This is a genomic window from Brevundimonas sp. SL130, assembly GCF_026625805.1.
GTDB lineage: Bacteria > Pseudomonadota > Alphaproteobacteria > Caulobacterales > Caulobacteraceae > Brevundimonas.
Genome location: NZ_CP113064.1, coordinates 412,718 through 430,075 on the forward strand (window position 1 = coordinate 412,718; position 17,358 = coordinate 430,075).

General features: G+C 68.0%; 19 protein-coding genes. 11 read left to right on the forward strand and 8 right to left on the reverse strand.

Annotated features, from left to right (window positions below):
• Positions 1–56 precede the first annotated feature (56 nt).
• The 4 genes from murJ (at position 57) to OU998_RS02060 (ending at position 3,833) form a co-directional block, all read left to right on the forward strand.
• Entirely contained in the window at positions 57–1,652 is a 1,596-nt protein-coding gene (gene murJ, locus OU998_RS02045; protein ID WP_267515190.1) for a murein biosynthesis integral membrane protein MurJ, read from the forward strand.
• A 123-nt stretch (positions 1,653–1,775) separates the two neighbouring features.
• Complete coding sequence (trpS, locus tag OU998_RS02050) at positions 1,776–2,816, forward strand: tryptophan--tRNA ligase (RefSeq protein ID WP_267515191.1); 1,041 nt, start codon at positions 1,776–1,778, stop codon at positions 2,814–2,816.
• Positions 2,816–3,280: an OsmC family protein gene (locus tag OU998_RS02055; RefSeq protein ID WP_267515192.1), complete on the forward strand. Its 465-nt coding sequence runs from the start codon at positions 2,816–2,818 to the stop codon at positions 3,278–3,280. Before trpS ends, OU998_RS02055 begins: the two co-directional genes overlap by 1 nt.
• 85 nt (positions 3,281–3,365) lie before the next feature.
• Positions 3,366–3,833, forward strand: a complete 468-nt coding sequence (locus OU998_RS02060; protein WP_267515193.1) for an NINE protein — start codon at positions 3,366–3,368, stop codon at positions 3,831–3,833.
• Between the two features lie 63 nt (positions 3,834–3,896).
• Here OU998_RS02060 and OU998_RS02065 read toward each other — a convergent pair whose 3' ends face one another.
• From OU998_RS02065 to OU998_RS02075, 3 genes are read right to left on the reverse strand one after another with little or no spacing between them, the layout of a single operon-like run.
• Entirely contained in the window at positions 3,897–4,847 is a 951-nt protein-coding gene (locus OU998_RS02065) for an NAD(P)/FAD-dependent oxidoreductase (protein ID WP_267515194.1), read from the reverse strand.
• Complete coding sequence (locus OU998_RS02070; RefSeq protein ID WP_267515195.1) at positions 4,816–5,304, reverse strand: Rrf2 family transcriptional regulator; 489 nt, start codon at positions 5,302–5,304, stop codon at positions 4,816–4,818. Before OU998_RS02070 ends, OU998_RS02065 begins: the two co-directional genes overlap by 32 nt.
• Before the next feature lie 56 nt (positions 5,305–5,360).
• Positions 5,361–6,110, reverse strand: a complete 750-nt coding sequence (locus OU998_RS02075) for a dienelactone hydrolase family protein (protein ID WP_267515196.1) — start codon at positions 6,108–6,110, stop codon at positions 5,361–5,363.
• 111 nt (positions 6,111–6,221) lie between these two features.
• On the opposite strand from OU998_RS02075, the gene OU998_RS02080 reads away from it, so the two are divergent.
• On the forward strand, positions 6,222–6,869 hold the full coding sequence (locus OU998_RS02080; RefSeq protein ID WP_267515197.1) for a PadR family transcriptional regulator: 648 nt from the start codon (positions 6,222–6,224) through the stop codon (positions 6,867–6,869).
• Positions 6,866–7,675 carry a siderophore-interacting protein gene (locus OU998_RS02085; protein ID WP_267515198.1) on the forward strand — a complete coding sequence of 270 codons (810 nt, stop codon included), beginning with the start codon at positions 6,866–6,868 and terminating at the stop codon, positions 7,673–7,675. Before OU998_RS02080 ends, OU998_RS02085 begins: the two co-directional genes overlap by 4 nt.
• On the opposite strand, the gene OU998_RS02090 is transcribed toward OU998_RS02085, so the two are convergent.
• Positions 7,662–8,291 (reverse strand): alpha-ketoglutarate-dependent dioxygenase AlkB, encoded by a 630-nt coding sequence (locus tag OU998_RS02090; protein ID WP_267515199.1) that lies wholly within the window; start codon positions 8,289–8,291, stop codon positions 7,662–7,664. The two genes, OU998_RS02085 and OU998_RS02090, sit on opposite strands and share 14 nt — an antisense overlap.
• 219 nt (positions 8,292–8,510) lie before the next feature.
• Here OU998_RS02090 and dnaK point away from each other — a divergent pair, with 219 nt between their 5' ends.
• From dnaK to OU998_RS02110, 4 genes are all read left to right on the forward strand, one after another.
• Positions 8,511–10,418: a molecular chaperone DnaK gene (gene dnaK / locus OU998_RS02095; RefSeq protein WP_267515200.1), complete on the forward strand. Its 1,908-nt coding sequence runs from the start codon at positions 8,511–8,513 to the stop codon at positions 10,416–10,418.
• 172 nt (positions 10,419–10,590) lie between these two features.
• Positions 10,591–11,790: a molecular chaperone DnaJ gene (gene dnaJ, locus OU998_RS02100; protein ID WP_267515201.1), complete on the forward strand. Its 1,200-nt coding sequence runs from the start codon at positions 10,591–10,593 to the stop codon at positions 11,788–11,790.
• On the forward strand, positions 11,787–12,536 hold the full coding sequence (gene dapB / locus OU998_RS02105; RefSeq protein ID WP_267515202.1) for a 4-hydroxy-tetrahydrodipicolinate reductase: 750 nt from the start codon (positions 11,787–11,789) through the stop codon (positions 12,534–12,536). Before dnaJ ends, dapB begins: the two co-directional genes overlap by 4 nt.
• 321 nt (positions 12,537–12,857) lie before the next feature.
• Entirely contained in the window at positions 12,858–13,799 is a 942-nt protein-coding gene (locus tag OU998_RS02110; RefSeq protein WP_267515203.1) for a DMT family transporter, read from the forward strand.
• 15 nt (positions 13,800–13,814) lie between these two features.
• Here the strand turns inward: OU998_RS02110 and OU998_RS02115 are convergent, their stop codons facing one another.
• The 4 genes from OU998_RS02115 to coaBC all read right to left on the reverse strand — a co-directional run bounded on the left by OU998_RS02115 (position 13,815) and on the right by coaBC (position 16,724).
• Positions 13,815–14,618: a DUF4019 domain-containing protein gene (locus tag OU998_RS02115; protein ID WP_267515204.1), complete on the reverse strand. Its 804-nt coding sequence runs from the start codon at positions 14,616–14,618 to the stop codon at positions 13,815–13,817.
• A gap of 232 nt (positions 14,619–14,850) precedes the next feature.
• Positions 14,851–15,024 (reverse strand): hypothetical protein, encoded by a 174-nt coding sequence (locus OU998_RS02120; protein ID WP_267515205.1) that lies wholly within the window; start codon positions 15,022–15,024, stop codon positions 14,851–14,853.
• A 15-nt stretch (positions 15,025–15,039) separates the two neighbouring features.
• Positions 15,040–15,498 carry a dUTP diphosphatase gene (gene dut, locus OU998_RS02125; RefSeq protein WP_267515206.1) on the reverse strand — a complete coding sequence of 153 codons (459 nt, stop codon included), beginning with the start codon at positions 15,496–15,498 and terminating at the stop codon, positions 15,040–15,042.
• The gene (coaBC, locus tag OU998_RS02130) at positions 15,495–16,724 is read right to left on the reverse strand and encodes a bifunctional phosphopantothenoylcysteine decarboxylase/phosphopantothenate--cysteine ligase CoaBC (protein ID WP_267515207.1); all 1,230 of its coding nucleotides are present in this window, start codon (positions 16,722–16,724) and stop codon (positions 15,495–15,497) included. Before coaBC ends, dut begins: the two co-directional genes overlap by 4 nt.
• Before the next feature lie 115 nt (positions 16,725–16,839).
• Between coaBC and OU998_RS02135 the strand changes: the two genes are divergently transcribed.
• On the forward strand, positions 16,840–17,355 hold the full coding sequence (locus OU998_RS02135; protein WP_267515208.1) for an S-type pyocin family protein: 516 nt from the start codon (positions 16,840–16,842) through the stop codon (positions 17,353–17,355).
• Positions 17,356–17,358 lie beyond the last annotated feature (3 nt).

Below are 17,358 nucleotides of genomic sequence, written 5' to 3' on the forward strand. Positions count from 1 at the left end.
AGCACTGGGTCCCCGCTTTCGCGGGGATGAGCGGGAGATATCATTCCGGATTCAGCATGAGCCTCGCCCGCAACACCCTGGTTCAGTCGACCCTGACCCTGGGCAGCCGCCTGCTCGGTTTCGGCCGCGACCTGGCCCTGTCGGCCAACTTCGGCCAGGGGGCGCTGATGGACGTCTGGTCCACGGCCCTGATGCTGCCCAACATGTTCCGCCGCCTGTTCGCCGAGGGCGCCTTCGCCCAGGCCTTCGTGCCGGTCTATGGCGGGGTCAAGACGCGCGAGGGCGACGCGGCGGCGGCGGTGACGGCGTCGGAGGCCATGTCCTTCATGTTCGCCGTGGTCGCGGCCTTCTGCATCCTGTTGCAGGTCGCCATGCCCTGGATCGTGCCCCTGCTGCTGTCGGCCTGGAAGGACGACGCCGAGGTGATGCGGGTCGCGGTGATCGCCACCCAGCTGGCCATGCCCTATCTGGCCTGTATGACCATCGCCTCCCTGTTGTCGGGAGTGCTCAACACCGGCGGGCGGTTCGCCCTGTCGGCGGCGGTGCCGGTGTTCCTGAACCTGTGCACCCTGGCCCCGCTGATCAGCGGCTTCGTGCTGACGGTCTCTCCGGAAGCCGTGCTTTTGGCCACCAGCGCCGCCGTCACGGTCTCGGGCGTGATCCAGGCCGGTCTGCTGTGGTGGGGGGTGCGCCGTCTGGGCGTGAAGCTGAAGCTGGGCCTGCCGCGCCTGACCCCGAACGTGAAACGCGCCCTGGCCCTGGCCGTGCCCGGCGCCATGGCCGGGGGCGCCATGCAGGTCAACTCCGTCGTGTCCCAGGTCCTGGCCGGCTCGGACGCCGGCGCCCGCTCGGTGCTGTACAACGCCGACCGCCTGTATCAGCTGCCGCTGGGCCTGGTCGGGGTGGCCATCGGCCTGGCCCTGGTGCCGCGCCTGACGCGGGCCTTCGTCTCGGGCGACCATGAGGGCGGGCAGAAGACGCTGGACGACGGGATCAACCTGGCCATGGCCTTCACCCTGCCCGCCGCCGTGGCCCTGTTCGTCATTCCCTTCTTCATCATCGACGCCACGGTGACGCGCGGCGCCTTCACCAGCGCCGACGCCGCCCGCACCGCCGACGTGCTGCGCCAGTTCGCCTGGGGCGTGCCGGCCTTCGTCCTGGCCAAGGTCCTGACCCCGCCCTTCTTCGCCCGCGAGGACACCCGCCGGCCGATGTATTTCGCCGTCGCCGCCGTGATCATCACCGTGATCCTGGGCTCAGGCCTGTTCTTCTGGTTCCGCGCCCAGGGCTGGGACGGGGTGCTGGGCCTGGCCATCGCCACCAGCGTGTCGGCCTGGATCAATGTCGGCCTGCTGGCCGGGGTGCTGATCCGCGAGAACAGCTGGCGGCCGTCGCCGGCCTTCATCTCGCGCATCGCCCGCGTCCTGGCCGCCAGCGCGGTCATGGCCGGCCTGCTGCTGCTGGCCGGGATCAACTATGAACTACTCAGCCAGGTGCTGCTGGCCAAGGAGATCGCCGTCCTGGCGGTCTGCGGCCTGGGGGCCGGCGTCTATGGCGCCTGTCTGCTGGCCTTCCGCGCCGTCACCCTGTCCGAGTTGAAGGCGACGTTGCGGCGCGAGCCCGGCGGTTCGGCCGTGTCCGGTCTGGACTGAACCCCACCAAGGCGATAAGCGCGAGCCATGATCCTTTCGGGCCCGATCTTCGACCGGCGATGGCGCGGCTGAACCGCCGCACCCTTCGTCCCGCCTGACCCTGACTTTCCGAGACCCGAATCCATGACCGATCAAACCCCGCCGACCCTCTACACCGGCCCGCGCCGCATCCTGTCCGGCATCCAGGCCTCCGGCGCGCTGCACCTGGGCAACTATCTCGGCGCCCTGAAGCGGTTCGTCGAACTGCAGGACCAGGGCGCGCCGGTCTTCGTCTTCGTCGCCGACCTGCACGCCATCACCGTGTGGCAGGAGCCCGAAAAGCTGGCCGCCCAGACGCGCGAGATCGCCGCCGCCTATCTGGCCTCGGGCCTGGATCCGGCCAAGTCGATCATCTTCCCGCAGTCCGCCGTGCGCGCCCATGCCGAACTGGCCTGGATCTTCAATTGCGTCGCCCGCCTGGGCTGGCTGGACCGGATGACCCAGTTCAAGGAGAAGTCGGGCAAGCACAAGGAGCGGGCCTCGGTCGGCCTCTACACCTATCCCGTGCTCCAGGCCGCCGACATCCTGCTGTACAAGGCGACCGAGGTGCCGGTCGGCGAGGACCAGAAACAGCATCTGGAACTGACCCGCGACATCGCCGCCAAGTTCAATAACGACTTCGGCGTTCAGGGCTATTTCCCCGTGCCCGAGCCCATCATCCAGGGACCGGCGACGCGCGTCATGTCCCTGCGCGACGGGGCGGCCAAAATGTCCAAGTCGGATCCGTCCGACAACAGCCGCATCAATCTGACCGACGACGCCGACACGATCGCGTCCAAGATCCGCAAGGCCAAGACCGATCCCGAGCCCCTGCCGGAAACCCTGGACGAACTGAACGACCGGCCCGAGGCCAAGAACCTGGTCGCCATCTACGCAGCCCTGGCCGGCCTGACCCGCGAACAGGTGATCGAACAGTTCGGCGGCCAGGGCTTCGGCGCCTTCAAGCCGGCCCTGGCGGACCTGGCCGTGGCCTCCCTGGCCCCCGTCACGGCCGAAATGCGCCGCCTGATGGACGACCCGGCCGAGATCGACCGCGTACTGAAGGACGGCGCCGAACGCGCCGCCGAAGTCGCCGACCCGGTGGTGGACGAGGTCAAGAAGATCGTCGGATTCTGGAGAGCATGATGGGCGTGTACGAAGCGAAGATCGCCTGGAGCCGGGGCGATCAGCCCTTCCTCGACAAGCGCTACAGCCGCGCCCATTCTTGGACCTTCGACGGCGGCGCAATCGTGCCGGGGTCGTCGGCCCCGGTCAGCGTGCCCTTGCCGATGTCCGATCCCACGGCGGTCGATCCGGAAGAGGCGATGATCGCCTCCCTGTCCAGCTGCCACATGCTGTGGTTCCTGGCCTTCGCGGCCAACGCCGGCCTGGTGGTCGACACCTATGTCGACGAGGCTTCGGGCAAGATGGGCAAGGACGAGAAGGGCAAGAGCTATCTCGCCGAGGTCACGCTGCGGGCCTGCACCAGCTTCGCCGGCCGCGTTCCCTCGCAGGAGGAGCTCGACGCCCTGCACCATCAGGCCCACGACCATTGCGAAATGGCTCATTCGGTGCGGGCGACCATCACGGTCGAGGCGACGGTGGGCTGAGCTTCAAGCTTCCGGTTGCCATGTTGCTAGCTTGACTTCACTCGTCGAGGTTGAGAGGTAACAATGGCTTATAAGGGAGGGGACGATGTCCAACCAAGGCGGCCTTAGCGCCGACACGCAGGCGCTGATGGCGTTTGAGTCCAGTAAGAAGTCTACGGGGATCGCCTATCTGCTCTGGTTCTTCACGGGCGGTTTTGGGGGGCATCGATTTTATCTCGGGCGAACCGGCTCGGCGGTTGGGCAACTCTGCCTTTGCATCGTCGGGATTTTGACCGCTGTTCTAGTCATTGGATTCTTCCTGCTTGCGGCTCTAGGCGTCTGGCTCCTTGTCGATCTTTTTACGATTGGCGGCATGGTCGAGGATCACAACCGCAACCTGATGAACCGGCTGAACGTCGGAACGAAGTCGCAAGAATCCACCGTTGACGAACTCGCAAAGTTCGCTGCTCTGCGCGACAGCGGCGCCATCTCCGAGGATGAGTATGACGTCCAGAAGCGCCGTCTAATCGGTTCTCCGCCGGTCGGATCGCAATCGACAGCCGCCGAATCATGAGCGGCATCCACGTTCAACGATCCTTCTTCGGCCAGATTAATTGACTACGCGGGCTGCCACCGATCAGGCGGCCCGCGCCGTCTCTTCCTCGACCAATGAGCGGAACAGGCCGTGGGCGGCGACCATGCCGTCCGAGGTCGCCAGGGTGATGTTGGACGCGGCGCGCGCCAGGTCGCCAGCGGCGAAGACGCCCGGCTGGGACGTCGCCTGCATGGCATCGACCTTGATCACCCGGCCCATCGGCGTGTCGGTCATCTCGCAGCCCAGCCGCTCGGCGAAGGGGCTGGCGACGCGGACGCTGGCGCCGACGAAGATGGCCTTCAGCTCCACGAAGCGACCGTCGGTCAGCCGGGCCCCGGTCAGCGTCGGGGCCTCGCCCTCAAGCTGGGCGATGGGCGTGGTCTCTATGGTCACGCCGCGCCGGTACAGCAGATGGGCGTCCTCCGGCGACAGGCCGACCTCCAGCCCCAAAAACAGGGTGACCTGGCCCCACTCCGCCACGGTGGCGGCGTACTGGACCGCATGGTCGCCGCGCCCCAGCACGCCGATGGGGCCGCCGCCGATCTCATAGCCGTGGCACCAGGGACAGTGCAGGGCCGTGCGGCCCCAGCGTTCCTTGACGCCTGGAATATCGGGCAGAACGTCCTCGACCCCATGCGACAGCAAAAGCCGGCGGCCACGCGTGCGCGTGCCGTCGGCGAAGGCGACCGAGAAGCCGCCGTCGATCCGCTCGACCGCGACCGCCTCGGCCATGCGGAAGGCGGCGGTGGGATAGGCCGCGACCTGCGACCGCGCCGCCGCCGTGATCTCCGCGCCCGGTCGGCCGTCGTTGGCCAGGACGCCGTGGGCGCGGGCGGCGAAACGGTTGCGGGGCCGTCCGTCATCGATGACCAGCACCCGGCGACGGGCCCTGACCAGTTGCTGGGCGGCGGAGAGGCCGGCGTAGGAGCCGCCGATGATCAGGGCGTCGTGCGGCATGGGCTCACTTGGGGCGATGGGCGTTGAGACGGGCATTCAGCAAATCCCTTTTGGGGTGGTCGGCCATCCGGCGCGCGAAGTCCGCCGCCAGATCGGCCAGGGTGATCTCATTCAGCCGCGCCAGCAGCAGGGCGTGGGCGGCGGCGTAGGTCTCGGCCAGGGCGTCGTTGACCGCCGCCTCGACCAGACAGCCGTCCGCCTCGACCGGCGGGGTTTCGGGAAACAGGCCGGGACCGCCCAGGGCGGCGTTCACCTGGCCCAGGCTGACCTGGTCCAGCGGCAGGGCCAGCCGCCAGCCGCCGCCATGCCCCTTTTCCGAAGCCACCAGTCCCTGTTCGCGCAGGCCGGCCATGGTCCGGCGCACCACGACGGGATTGGTCGACAGGCAGACGGCCAACTGGTCCGAGGTCATGGGTGCGCCGGTTCTTGCCTCGTACTCGGCCATGTGCAGCAGGGCGTGGAGGATGTTCGAGAGGCGGGAATCCCTTTTCATGTAACTTCAATTGTTACGTGATGATCGGCGCGTCAAGGCGCCGGCCGGGATTCTTTTCAGACGTGGGGCGCGACGTCGGTCAGGAAGGCGCGGAAGCGGCGCAGAGACTCTTCGGTCAGGTCCGGGTCGTGACGCATCGGGCCGTTGCTGGTCGGCTCATCGAAGGCGTGGGTGCCTGGGGCGACCCAGCTTTCGACCTCGGCGCCGCAGTCGCGGATCATGGCGTTGACCATTTCAGCGTTGCGCACCGTGGTCAGGTGGTCGCGTTTGCAGGTGACGGCCAGCACCTTGGGACAGTGCCGCCACGGCTTCATCCGGTTGAAGGCGAACGGCCCGATATAGGGATAGGCCAGCCAGACGGCCCGGACCCCCGACAGGTCGGCCGCGCCGGGATCGGCTACGCCCAGGGTTTTGGGCGCGCGGTCAGCGCTCATCATCTCCATGATCGACCAGCCGCCGTGGCTCCAGCCGGCCAGGGTCAGCTTAGTCGCGTCCACATCGGGCCGCGCCGAAATCCCCTGGATGGCCGCTAGGACGTCGCCGGCCCGCTCATAACCCCGGAAGGCCAGGCCGGTGCAGACCGCCGTCAGGGTGAAGGCCCGGCCCCAGCCGCGCGGGCCGTAGGAATCGACGATGAAGGCGCGCCAGCCCGCCGCCTTGGCCGCCTCGGCATAGCGGGGCAGATGATCGCGCAGGCCGCCGCAGCCGTGGAACAGCAGCACGGCGGGCCGGGGCTGGTCGTCGTCGGGGCCGACGATGGTCAGATAGGGTTCGAGGCGGGCCCAACGGCGCTTCAGATCATCCATTCCCGATTTACGCCGCACCGCGCCGAAGAAGACCACCCCCCCCCCTTGCGCATTTCGTCATTCAGATATATCTGATCGCTCATGAATAGATATATCGAAAAGGAATCGATCATGAGGTCCAGCGGGATCTTTCAAGGCCGCCGCGATGAAGGCGGCGAAAAACACAGGCGTCACGGCGGCTTCGGACATTTCGGCCGGGGCATGCGCGGCGGGCGCGGCGCGGACTTTGGGCCCGGCTGGGGCCCCGGCTCGAACGAGGGCGAGGCGCGCGGACGCGGCCATGGCAATGGCCGACGGGGCGGCGGCAGTCGCCTGTTCGACCACGGAACCCTGCGCTGGGTTCTGCTGTCGCTGATCGCCGAAAAGCCCAGCCACGGCTACGAGCTGATCAAGGCGGTCGAGACCCGGCTGGGCGGCGCCTATTCGCCCAGCCCCGGCGTCATCTACCCCAGCCTGACCCTGCTGGAGGAGATGGGCGCGCTGGAGTCCCAGGCCGACGGCGGCAAGAAGCTGTATTCGATCACCGAGGCCGGCCGCGCCCTGCTGGCCGAGAACGCCGAGGTGTTGCGCGCCGCAGAGGCGACGATGGACAAGTTCATGGCCCGGTCGATGCGGCCGACGGCCATCCATGACGCCATCGTCCGTCTGCGGACGACCATTCACGGCCGACTGACCGGCGAGACCGCCCTGACCGAGGCTCAGGTCCAGGCCATCGCCGCCGCCCTGACTGCAGCCGCCGACAAGGTGGAACAGGCATGACCGACGCCCTGCGTGTTCCCCGCCGCGTGCGGCACGAACTGAAGTTCCGCACCCTGACGGTCGCCTCGGTCCAGGACCTGACGCCGACCTATCGCCGCATCGTGCTGGAAGGCGCGGATCTGGACGGCTTCGTCTCCCTGGGCTTCGACGACCATGTGAAGATCTTCCCGGTCGCCGAGGGCCAGGCGCCGGTCCTGCCGACGCTGGGCCCGGACGGTCCGGTCTTCCCCGAGCCGCGCCCCGCCGCCCGCGACTACACCCCCCGCGCCTTCGACGCCGCCGCTCGCCGCCTGACGCTGGACTTTGTCGTCGGCCACGGCGGTCCGGCGACCGAATGGGCCATGGCGGCTCAGCCGGGGTCGATCCTGGGCGTCGGCGGGCCGCGCGGGTCGTTCATCCTTCCCACGGCCTTCGCCGATCACGTCCTGATCGGCGACGAGACGGCCCTGCCGGCCATCGCCCGCCGGTTGGAGGAACTGCCCGTCGGCGCTCGCGCCCATGTGGTGGTCGAGGTCGCGGACGCAGGTTCGACCCTGGCCTTCGACAGCGCCGCCGAGGTCGCCGTGACCTGGGCCGTGCGCGACGGCGCCCCGCGCGGCCGGGCCGAGGCCCTGTTGGCCGCGCTCGACACCGCCCTGACCGGGGTCGATCCCAAGGACGCCTATGTCTGGATCGCCGCCGAATCCGCCGTGGCCAAGGCCCTGCGGACGCGCGTGCTGGCCCTGGGCTTTTCGCCCAAGACGATGAAGGCCGCCGGCTACTGGCGTCTCGGCGGAGCGGGCGCGCACGAGGTCATCGAGGGCTGAGCCCCGCCACGCGCAGCGTCAGGTTCAGCCGCCCGCCGCCGGGGATCAGGCGCGACGAGCCCTCCATCACGCGGTCAATCCCGTGCCGGGCCAGTCGCGCCGGCCCCGTCAGGGCGCAGACGTCGCCGCTTTCAAGCTTGAGACCTGTGGTGCGCCCGCCCTGGGCCGGACCGATGCGGAACATGGCCGCGTCGCCCAGCGAGACGGACAGGACGGGCGCGCCCAGATCGGCCTCGTCCTTGTCCTGGTGCAGGCCCATCTTCGCCCCCTGGCGATACAGGTTGACCAGACAGGCGTCCGGCCGCCGGGGGCCGCCGACCGTGGCGTCCCAAAGGGCCAGCAGCACAGGCGGAATGTCCGGCCAGGCGCGGCCCGTCTGCGGGTGGGTCGCCTGATAGCGATAGCCGCCCCGATCCGAGACCCAGCCCAGCGGCCCGAAATTGCTCATCTTCACCGAAAACGGCCGCCCGCCCGGCGTCTGCGGCCGGTAGAAGGGCCCCTCTCCCAGCCGCGCAAGCACCGCATCGACCAGATCGGCTTGGGTCTGGGCGTCCAGGGCGGCGGGCCATAGACGAAAGCCCTCGACGGTGGTTTTGACCTCTAAAATCGCGGACATCGCCTCATCCTGCGCGAAAACCGGGCCGCCCGCACCGCTGAATCGCAGAACGCCCTTGCAGGCCTATGGGACTTTCCCATATCGGGGCCAGCTTCGGAGAAACCCCGAGAAGTTTGGGGCTATCCGGCATCCACCACGCCAACCCACAGGGGGCGGTCACGCGCGGCGCTTCGTCGAAGGCCGCCGCATCGCCCGCCATACGGAGAGAACAGTACGCCCATGGCCAAAATTATCGGCATCGACCTCGGCACCACCAACTCGTGCGTGGCCGTCATGGACGGCAAGAACCCCAAGGTGATCGAGAACGCCGAAGGCGCCCGCACCACCCCGTCGGTGGTCGCCCTTCAGGACGGCGGCGAGACCCTGGTGGGTCAGCCTGCCAAGCGTCAGGCCGTCACCAACCCCGCCAACACCTTCTTCGCCATCAAGCGCCTGATCGGCCGCAACTTCGACGACCCCGTCGTGGCGAAGGACAAGGCCATGGTCCCCTATGAGATCGTCAAGGGTCCGAACGGCGACGCCTGGGTTCGCGCCCACGGCAAGGACTATTCGCCGCAACAGATCTCGGCCTTCACCCTGATCAAGATGAAGGAAGCCGCCGAAGCCTATCTGGGCGAGAAGGTGACCCAGGCCGTCATCACCGTCCCGGCCTATTTCAACGACAGCCAGCGCCAGGCCACCAAGGACGCCGGCAAGATCGCCGGGCTGGAAGTCCTGCGCATCATCAACGAGCCGACTGCGGCCGCGCTCGCCTATGGCCTGGACAAGAACGAAGGCCAGAAGATCGCCGTCTATGACCTGGGCGGCGGCACCTTCGACGTCTCGATCCTGGAGATCGGCGACGGCGTCTTCGAGGTGAAGTCGACCAACGGCGACACCTTCCTGGGCGGTGAAGACTTCGACGTGCGCCTGGCCGACTATCTGGCCGACGAGTTCAAGAAGGAACAGGGCGTCGACCTGCGCCAGGACAAGCTGGCCCTCCAGCGCCTGCGCGAAGAGGCGGAAAAGGCCAAGAAGGAGCTCAGCTCCACGACCCAGTACGAGGTCAATCTGCCGTTCATCACCATGAACGCCTCGGGCCCGCTGCACCTGAACATCAAGCTGTCGCGCGCCAAGCTGGAGGCCCTGGTCGACGACCTGGTCGCCCGCACCATTGAGCCGTGCAAGAAGGCCCTGGCCGATGCCGGCCTGAAGGCCTCGGACATCGACGAAGTCGTCCTGGTCGGCGGCATGACCCGCATGCCCAAGGTGCAGGAGGCCGTGAAGGCCTTCTTCGGCAAAGAGCCGCACAAGGGCGTCAACCCGGATGAAGTCGTGGCCCTGGGCGCCGCGGTTCAGGCCGGCGTTCTGCAAGGCGACGTCAAGGACGTGCTGCTGCTGGACGTGACGCCCCTGACCCTGGGCATCGAGACCCTGGGCGGCGTCTTCACGCCCCTGATCGAGCGCAACACCACCATCCCGACCAAGAAGAGCCAGACCTTCTCGACCGCCGACGACAACCAGTCGGCCGTGACGATCCGGGTCTTCCAGGGCGAGCGTCCGATGGCGTCGGACAACAAGATGCTGGGTCAGTTCGATCTGATGGGCATCCCGCCGGCGCCGCGCGGCATGCCGCAGATCGAGGTCGCCTTCGACATCGACGCCAACGGCATCGTCAACGTCTCGGCCAAGGACAAGGCGACCAACAAGGAACAGTCGATCCGCATCCAGGCCAACGGCGGCCTGTCGGACGCCGACATCGACAAGATGGTCAAGGAAGCCGAGGCCAACGCCGCCGCCGACAAGGTCCGCAAGGATCTGGTCGAGGCCCAGAACGCCGCCGACAGCCTGATCAACTCGACCGAAAAGGCCCTGGCCGAACACGGCGACAAGGTCGAGGCCGACGTCAAGACGGCGATCGAGACCGGCCTGACCGAGCTGAAGACCGCCCGCGAGAGCACGGACGCCGAAGACATCCGCGCCAAGACCAACACCCTGGTCCAGGCTTCGATGAAGCTGGGCGAAGCCATGTACGCCCAGCAACAGGGCGCCGGCGAAGCTGAAGGCCAGCCGGCCGACGACGGCGTGGTCGACGCCGAGTTCGAGGACGTTTCGGACGCCGACGGCGACGAAAAGAAGAGCGCCTGATCCGCAACAGGTCGGCAAAATGATACGGCCCCGCTTGTCTTGCGATAGGCGGGGTCTTTTCATGAAACTTGCATCATTCGTCCCGGCCCCCATGTCAGTCGGGACACCGCCTTCCTCAGAACCCGCAGAGGTTCGGGCAGGCGGCAGGGGAAGTAATGAGGACTGACGCCCGATGGCGCGTGATTATTACGAAATTCTGGGCGTCGAACGTACGATCGACGCACCCGGCCTGAAATCGGCCTATCGCAAACTGGCCATGATCCACCATCCGGACCGCAACGGCGGCTCGGAAGAGTCGATGGCCCAGTTCAAGGAAATCTCCGAGGCCTATACGGTCCTGTCGGACGATCAAAAGCGCGCGGCCTACGACCGGTTCGGCCATGCCGGCGTGAACGGCGGCGGCGGCGGCGGATTCGGCCAGGGCCAGCAGGGCTTCTCGGACATCAACGACATCTTTTCCCAGGTGTTCGGCGACGCCTTCGGGGATGCGTTCGGCGGGCGTCAGGGCCGGGGCCAGCAGGGCGGACCGCGCCGCGGCTCGGACCTGCGCTATGATCTCGAGATCAGCCTCGAACAGGCCTACAAGGGCGCCGAGGTCGAGATCAACATTCCCGCCACCCTGACCTGCGAGACCTGCGAAGGCTCGGGGGCCAAGCCGGGCACCAAGCCCGTCACCTGCACCACCTGCAACGGCGCCGGCCGCGTGCGCCAGGCCAACGGCTTCTTCCAGGTCGAGCGCACCTGCCCCCGCTGCCACGGCGCGGGCCAGATGATCGCCGACCCCTGCACCACCTGTCACGGCCACGGCCAGGTGCGAAAGACCCGCACCCTGAATCTGAAGATCCCGGCCGGCGTCGACGACGGTTCGCGCATCCGCCTGACGGGCGAAGGCGACGCCGGCCAGCGCGGCGGCCCGCGCGGCGACCTGTATGTCTTCCTGTCGGTGACGCCGCACGACCTGTTCGAGCGCGACAACCTGGACCTGCTGGTCACCGTGCCGGTTCCCATGACCGTCGCGGCCCTGGGCGGCGAGATCGAGGCCCCCTGCCTGGTGTCCGAAGCCTGTGACGGCAAATGCAGAGCCGCCGTCGCCGTGCCGGCCGGGGCCCAGACGGGCAAGACCGTCCGCATCAAGGGCAAGGGCATGCCCCATCTGAACGGCCGCGCGCGCGGCGATCTGGTGGTCGAACTGTTCGTCGAGACCCCCACCGACCTGACCCCGCGCCAGAAGGAATTGCTGCAAGAGCTTGCCCTGTCGTTCGGCGAGGGGCAGAACCCACGCAATTCCAGCTTCGCCGGAAAAGCGAAGCGCTTCTGGGCCGACATCCTGGGCAATCAGGATGCGGACGGGTCGAAAGAGAACGCGGCTTGAGCGCCATCTTCCACGCCGGCATCTCCGGCTATCGCGGCCGGATGGGTCGTGCGGTGTCCCAGGTTCTGGACGCGCGCGAGGACGTGGTCGTGGCCGCCCGCTTCGACTGGGGCGAGACGGCCGACATTTCGCTGTGCGACGTGATCATCGACTTTTCGACGCCCGACGCCTCGCTGGCCCTGGCCCAGGGCGCGGCCGAACGCGGCGGACCGGCCCTGGTCATCGGCTCCACCGGCTTCACGCCGGATCAGGAGGCCGAGCTGATGAAGGCCGCCGAAAAGATCGCCATCGTCAAGAGCGGCAACTTCTCGCTGGGCGTAAACATCCTGATCGGCCTGGTCCAGCACGCGGCCCAGCGTCTGGACGCCCAGGACTGGGACATCGAGATCACCGAGGCCCATCATCGCCGCAAGGTGGATTCCCCGTCAGGCACCGCCCTGATGCTGGGCGAGGCCGCCGCCGAGGGCCGGTTCACCGACCTGTCCGAGATCCGCTCCAAACCCTATGACGGGGTTCAGGGCGAGCGCGAGAGCGGCAAGATCGGCTTCTCCTCGATCCGCGCGGGCGGCATCATCGGCGAGCATACGGTCCTGTTCGCCTCCGAGGATGAGGTCCTGACCCTCAGCCACTCGGCCATCGACCGCTCCCTGTTCGCCAAGGGCGCCGTCGCCGCCGCCGCCTGGGTCCGCACGCGCCGCCCCGGCCTGTACGACATGCAGGACGTGCTGGGCTTCAGGCAGGCCTGACTTTAAGGGGGCGCTTCGCTCGCGACGCGGTCGCTCACGGCTTGAGCGCACCTCTCTCACATACGATCTGGATCAGCCGCGGCCGTATGGACGGCTAAGCAGCCGATCCTCGGGTCAAGCCCGGGGATAGCCCGGCGACGCCGCTCAGGAAGTCGCCGATCTGATCGGTCAGATCTTCCACTCGCCGCTTCTGCAAAGAAAACCAGAAAAATTTCCCGCCAAGCTTGGACGGTTTGTAACGATTAACATCGCCCGTGCTTAAAGGCTCCCACGCACGACACGACCCGGCTCCAAGGCCGGTCTCAGGATTGACAGGACGACATGAAGGCCCGGACCAGCGTCGAAAACATCGCCGGCGGCATCGCGCTCCGGATCGCGGCCGCAGGCGCCTTTTCGATCATGACGGCGACGCTGAAACTGGCCTCGTTCGACGGGGTGGTCGCCGCCGAAATGCTGTTCTACCGCGCCTTTTTCGGCCTGCCCGTGGTGCTGATCTGGGTCTTGACCCAGCCCGGCGGCCTGGCCGGCCTGACCACCCGCCGCCCCTGGGCTCTGGCGGGGCGCAGCGCCCTGGGCATCGTCTCCATTCTTTGTCTGTTCCAGACCCTGACCCTGCTGCCGCTCGCCGACGCCACGACGCTCAGCTTCACCGCCCCCATCTTCGCCACCCTGTTGTCCTTCCTGATCCTTAAGGAGGCGGTGGGGCCGCGCCGCTGGGCCGCTGTGGCGGTCGGCTTCATCGGGGTGGTCGTGGTCATGCGGCCCCTGGCCCTGATCTCCGGAGACGGGGGAGACCAGGCCATACCCCTGGTCGGGATCGGCTTCGCCCTGGCCGGCGCCCTGCTGACGGCGGGCGTGACCATCACCCTGCGCCAGCTGCGCGACACCGAACATGTCGCCGCCATCGTCTTCTGGTTCTTCGCCGCCTCCTCCGTCGTCGGGGCCATCCTGCTGATCTTCGTCGGCAAGATGCACAGCCCCGCCACCTTCGGCCTGCTGATCGGATCGGGCATTGCGGGGGGGCTGGCGCAGCTGTTCATGACGGCTTCGCTGCGCGCCGCCCCGGTCGCGGTCGTCGCCCCCTTCGACTATCTCCAGATCGTCGGCGCCGTGGTCTTCGGCTGGTGGCTGATGCACGCCACCCCCAGCGCCACCACCTTAGCCGGCGCCGCCCTCATCGCCGCCAGCGGCCTCTACACCGCCTGGCGCGAACACGTCCGCCGCAAGGACAGCCTGATGCAGACGACCGCGCCGCTGGTTTGAGCGAATTCGCGACGATCAGCGGATAAAATATCCGATCACCTTCCAGGTCCCGCGCTCGCGCATCAGGACTGCAGTCTCGACGGAATCGGCCTTGTCGCGAAACGCCGTCCGATACTGAATGACCTGATACTCCCCGGCAGGCAGACCCGGAAGGGTGGTGGACGGGGCCACGCTGGTCTGGGTCCGAGTGACGACGGGCCCGACCGTGCCGCGCACCGAAGCCACGGTCGCCGCCCAGTCCGCCTGCCCCACCTGCGCCTGGAACAGGCCCCCGGCCGCATTCCAGCTATCGGCCCACTGCGCCCGGTCCAGCAGGGAGATCCAGGCCAGGGCTGCCTCGCCCCCCTCGCCGGGCTCAGCCGCTTGGACAGGCGAAGCGGCAGGAGGCGGCAAATTCGTCGGCGCCCCTGCGGGCGGGGCGGCGTGGGTGAAGATCAGAGCGGCGACGGCGAGCGACAGCATGACGGCGAGTCCTCCTATGATCCAACGGGCAGATGACGTCACCCGACGGCTTTGCGGTGAAGCGACAAGTCTGACACCCTCGGCCGCGAGGTCTTCCCCCAATTCCTTGTCCCCAAGAAATTCGGGTCTCGCCACATGGGCCTCCGACGCACCGCCCGCCTCGGCTTCCACAAGACGCCTTGCTGCGGCCCGGCTGCTCGACAGCCCCAGCTTGTTCCGCGCCGAGCGCAGCCGTTCGTTCACTGAATGAACGGACAGATCCAGGTGGCGGGCGACGGACTTGGCGTCATGGCCTCGGGCCAGAAGCCGCAGGGTCTCCTTCTCCCGCTCACTCAGGGACTCCAGCGCCTCGTTCATCCTGTCCTCTCTTCAGAAAGGCGAGCCTAGGCGACCCAAGACCACGCCGCCACCCTCAGGCGAAACGGCCTGATTGCCGCCTGGCGCAAACACGTCCGCCGCAAAGACAGAGTGACGCAGACGACCGCGCCGCCGGTTTGAGGGGCAGGGACGCTTCCAGACTACGCCATCATCCTAATGGCTCGTCCGTAGGATGATGGCGTGAAGTACAAATCCGGGATTCGGGCTGCTCTCAGGTCAGCGCCATCATGCCAAGGGTGAGAAAGAGGGCCGCGATAGGCAAGGTCACCCAAGGCGCGCTCGAGCCGGTGATCAAATGGGCCACCATGTTCAGAGGTATCAGTACGGCTAGCCAGAAGACGGTGCGTCTGGCGATCAGCGACCAGATTCCTGACTTCCGCACCATATCGTTTTCCTGTCCCTACCGCCCTGTCGATCCGAACCCGCCGGTCCCTCGCGCCGTCTCATCCAGTTCCTCGACCTCGACCCAGTCCGCGCGCTCGTGCTTGGCGATCACCAGCTGGGCGATGCGCTCGCCGCGACGGATGACGAAGGGCTCGGGGCCGATATTGGCCAGGATCACGCCGCACTCGCCGCGATAGTCGCTGTCGATGGTGCCCGGCGCATTGGGGCAGATGATCCCATGCTTGAGCGCCAGACCCGAGCGCGCCCGCACCTGGGCCTCGAACCCCAGCGGCAGGGCGATCTTCAGCCCCGTGGGCACCAGGGCGCGGGCGCCGGGCGCCAGGGTCATCGGCTGGTCTTCGGGCACAGCCGCGCGCAGGTCCATCCCGGCCGAGCCCGCGGTTTCATAGGCCGGCAAGGGCAGGCCCTCGGCATGGGGCAGGCGCAGGATCTGGACGGCGACAGTCTGGGTCATTGGGCGCTCTTGAAATGGTCGGCGATACGGGCGGCGACGGCCCGGGCGATGGCGGTCTTGGACTGGCGCGGCCAGCTTTCAGTCTTGTCGGCGGTGACCAGCAGCACGGCGTTGCCGTCCGAGCCGAAGACGTCGTCGGACACGTCATTGCCGATGATCCAGTCGCAGCCCTTGCGCGACAGCTTGGCGCGGGCGTTGGCCTCCAGCTCCGTGGTCTCGGCGGCGAAGCCGATCACCAGTTTCGGCCGGTTCGGCCCCGGCGCGGCGATCCCGGCCAGGATGTCGGGGTTCTCGATCAGGGCCAGGGTCGGCGGGCCGCCCGGACCCTTCTTGATCTTGCCGCCGGCGATGGTGTCCACGCGCCAGTCGGCGACGGCGGCCGACAGCACGGCGATGTCGGCGGGCAAGGCGGCCTGGGTCGCCGCCTGCATCTCCAGCGCGCTTTCCACATCGATCCGCGTCACGCCCACGGGCGCGCCCAGGGCCGTCGGGCCGGACACCAGGGTCACCTCGGCCCCCAGCTCAACCAGGGCGGCGGCGATGGCGTAGCCCTGTTTGCCGCTGGAGCGATTGGTCAGGCCCCGCACCGGGTCGATGGGCTCAAAGGTCGGTCCGGCCGTGACCACCGCGCGCCGACCGGCCAGCGGCCTTGCCCCTCCGGCCGCCAGCAGGCCGATGATCGCCTCCAGGATGGCCGCCGGTTCCGCCATCCGGCCGGGTCCGTATTCGCCGCAGGCCATCTCGCCGTCGTCCGGCCCCACCACCGCGACACCGTGATAGCCGGGGAGGGTCTTCAGCCGCTCCATATTGGCCTGAACCGCCGGATGCTCCCACATCCGCACATTCATGGCCGGGGCCAGCAGCACCCGCTTGTCCGTGGCGATCAATGTGGTCGAGGCCAGGTCGTCGGCTAAACCGTTCGCCGCCTTGGCGATCAGACCCGCCGTCGTCGGCGCCACCACCACCAGATCGGCCCAGCGCGACAGCTCGATATGGCCCATGCTGGTCTCGTCGTCGGGGTGGAACAGGCCCGACCGCACCGGATGGCCGCTCAGCGCCGCCAGCGACAGGGGCGTCACGAACTCGGCCCCGGATTCGGTCAGGATCACCCGCGTCTGGCCGCCCGCCTTGGCGATCAGCCGCACCAGCTCCAGCGCCTTATAGGCCGCGATGCCGCCGCCGACGATCAGCAGGATTTTGCGGTTCGAGAGGGGGCGACTGTCCATGATCTCGGTCTAGCCGCCCCACGCGACGCCGTCGAGACGGCGGAAAAGAACATTGCAGGAACAGTTTGGTTGTGCTTTCATCACGTCAGGCGGGTATTTGACAGGGAGACGGGGGATGATTTCACAGGAATGGCTCAGGGCGGCCGCGCTCGGGCTGATGGTGGCCGGGCTGGCGGCCTGCGACAACGCCTCGGCGGTCCAGACGCGGGACCGGACGGCCGAGGCCGCGCCCATCGGCCTGGCCATGACCGCGACGGAGGTCTCGGACGGCTCGGCCGCGACCGAGGCCAAGCCGGTCCTGACCACCGGCCGACGCGAGACCGTCGACGCCAAGATCGCCCGCCTCTATGCGCGCAACGGGGCCGACTTCGACGCCGCCTCGGCCGAGGACTATCTGGACAAGGTCACAGCCTTCACCGCCAAGCCGCCGCGCGACGTCGAGACGGTGAAACGACCCAATGGCGACACCCTGATCTATCAGGCCTCGACCAACACCTTCGCCGTCGTGGCCCGCAACGGCGCGCCCCGCACCATGTTCAAGCCGACCACGGGCGCCGACTACTGGGCCGAACAGAAGAGCGCGGCCCCCAGCTTCGGCCAGAGGCGGCAATCGACGCAGGACGACGGCTGATAT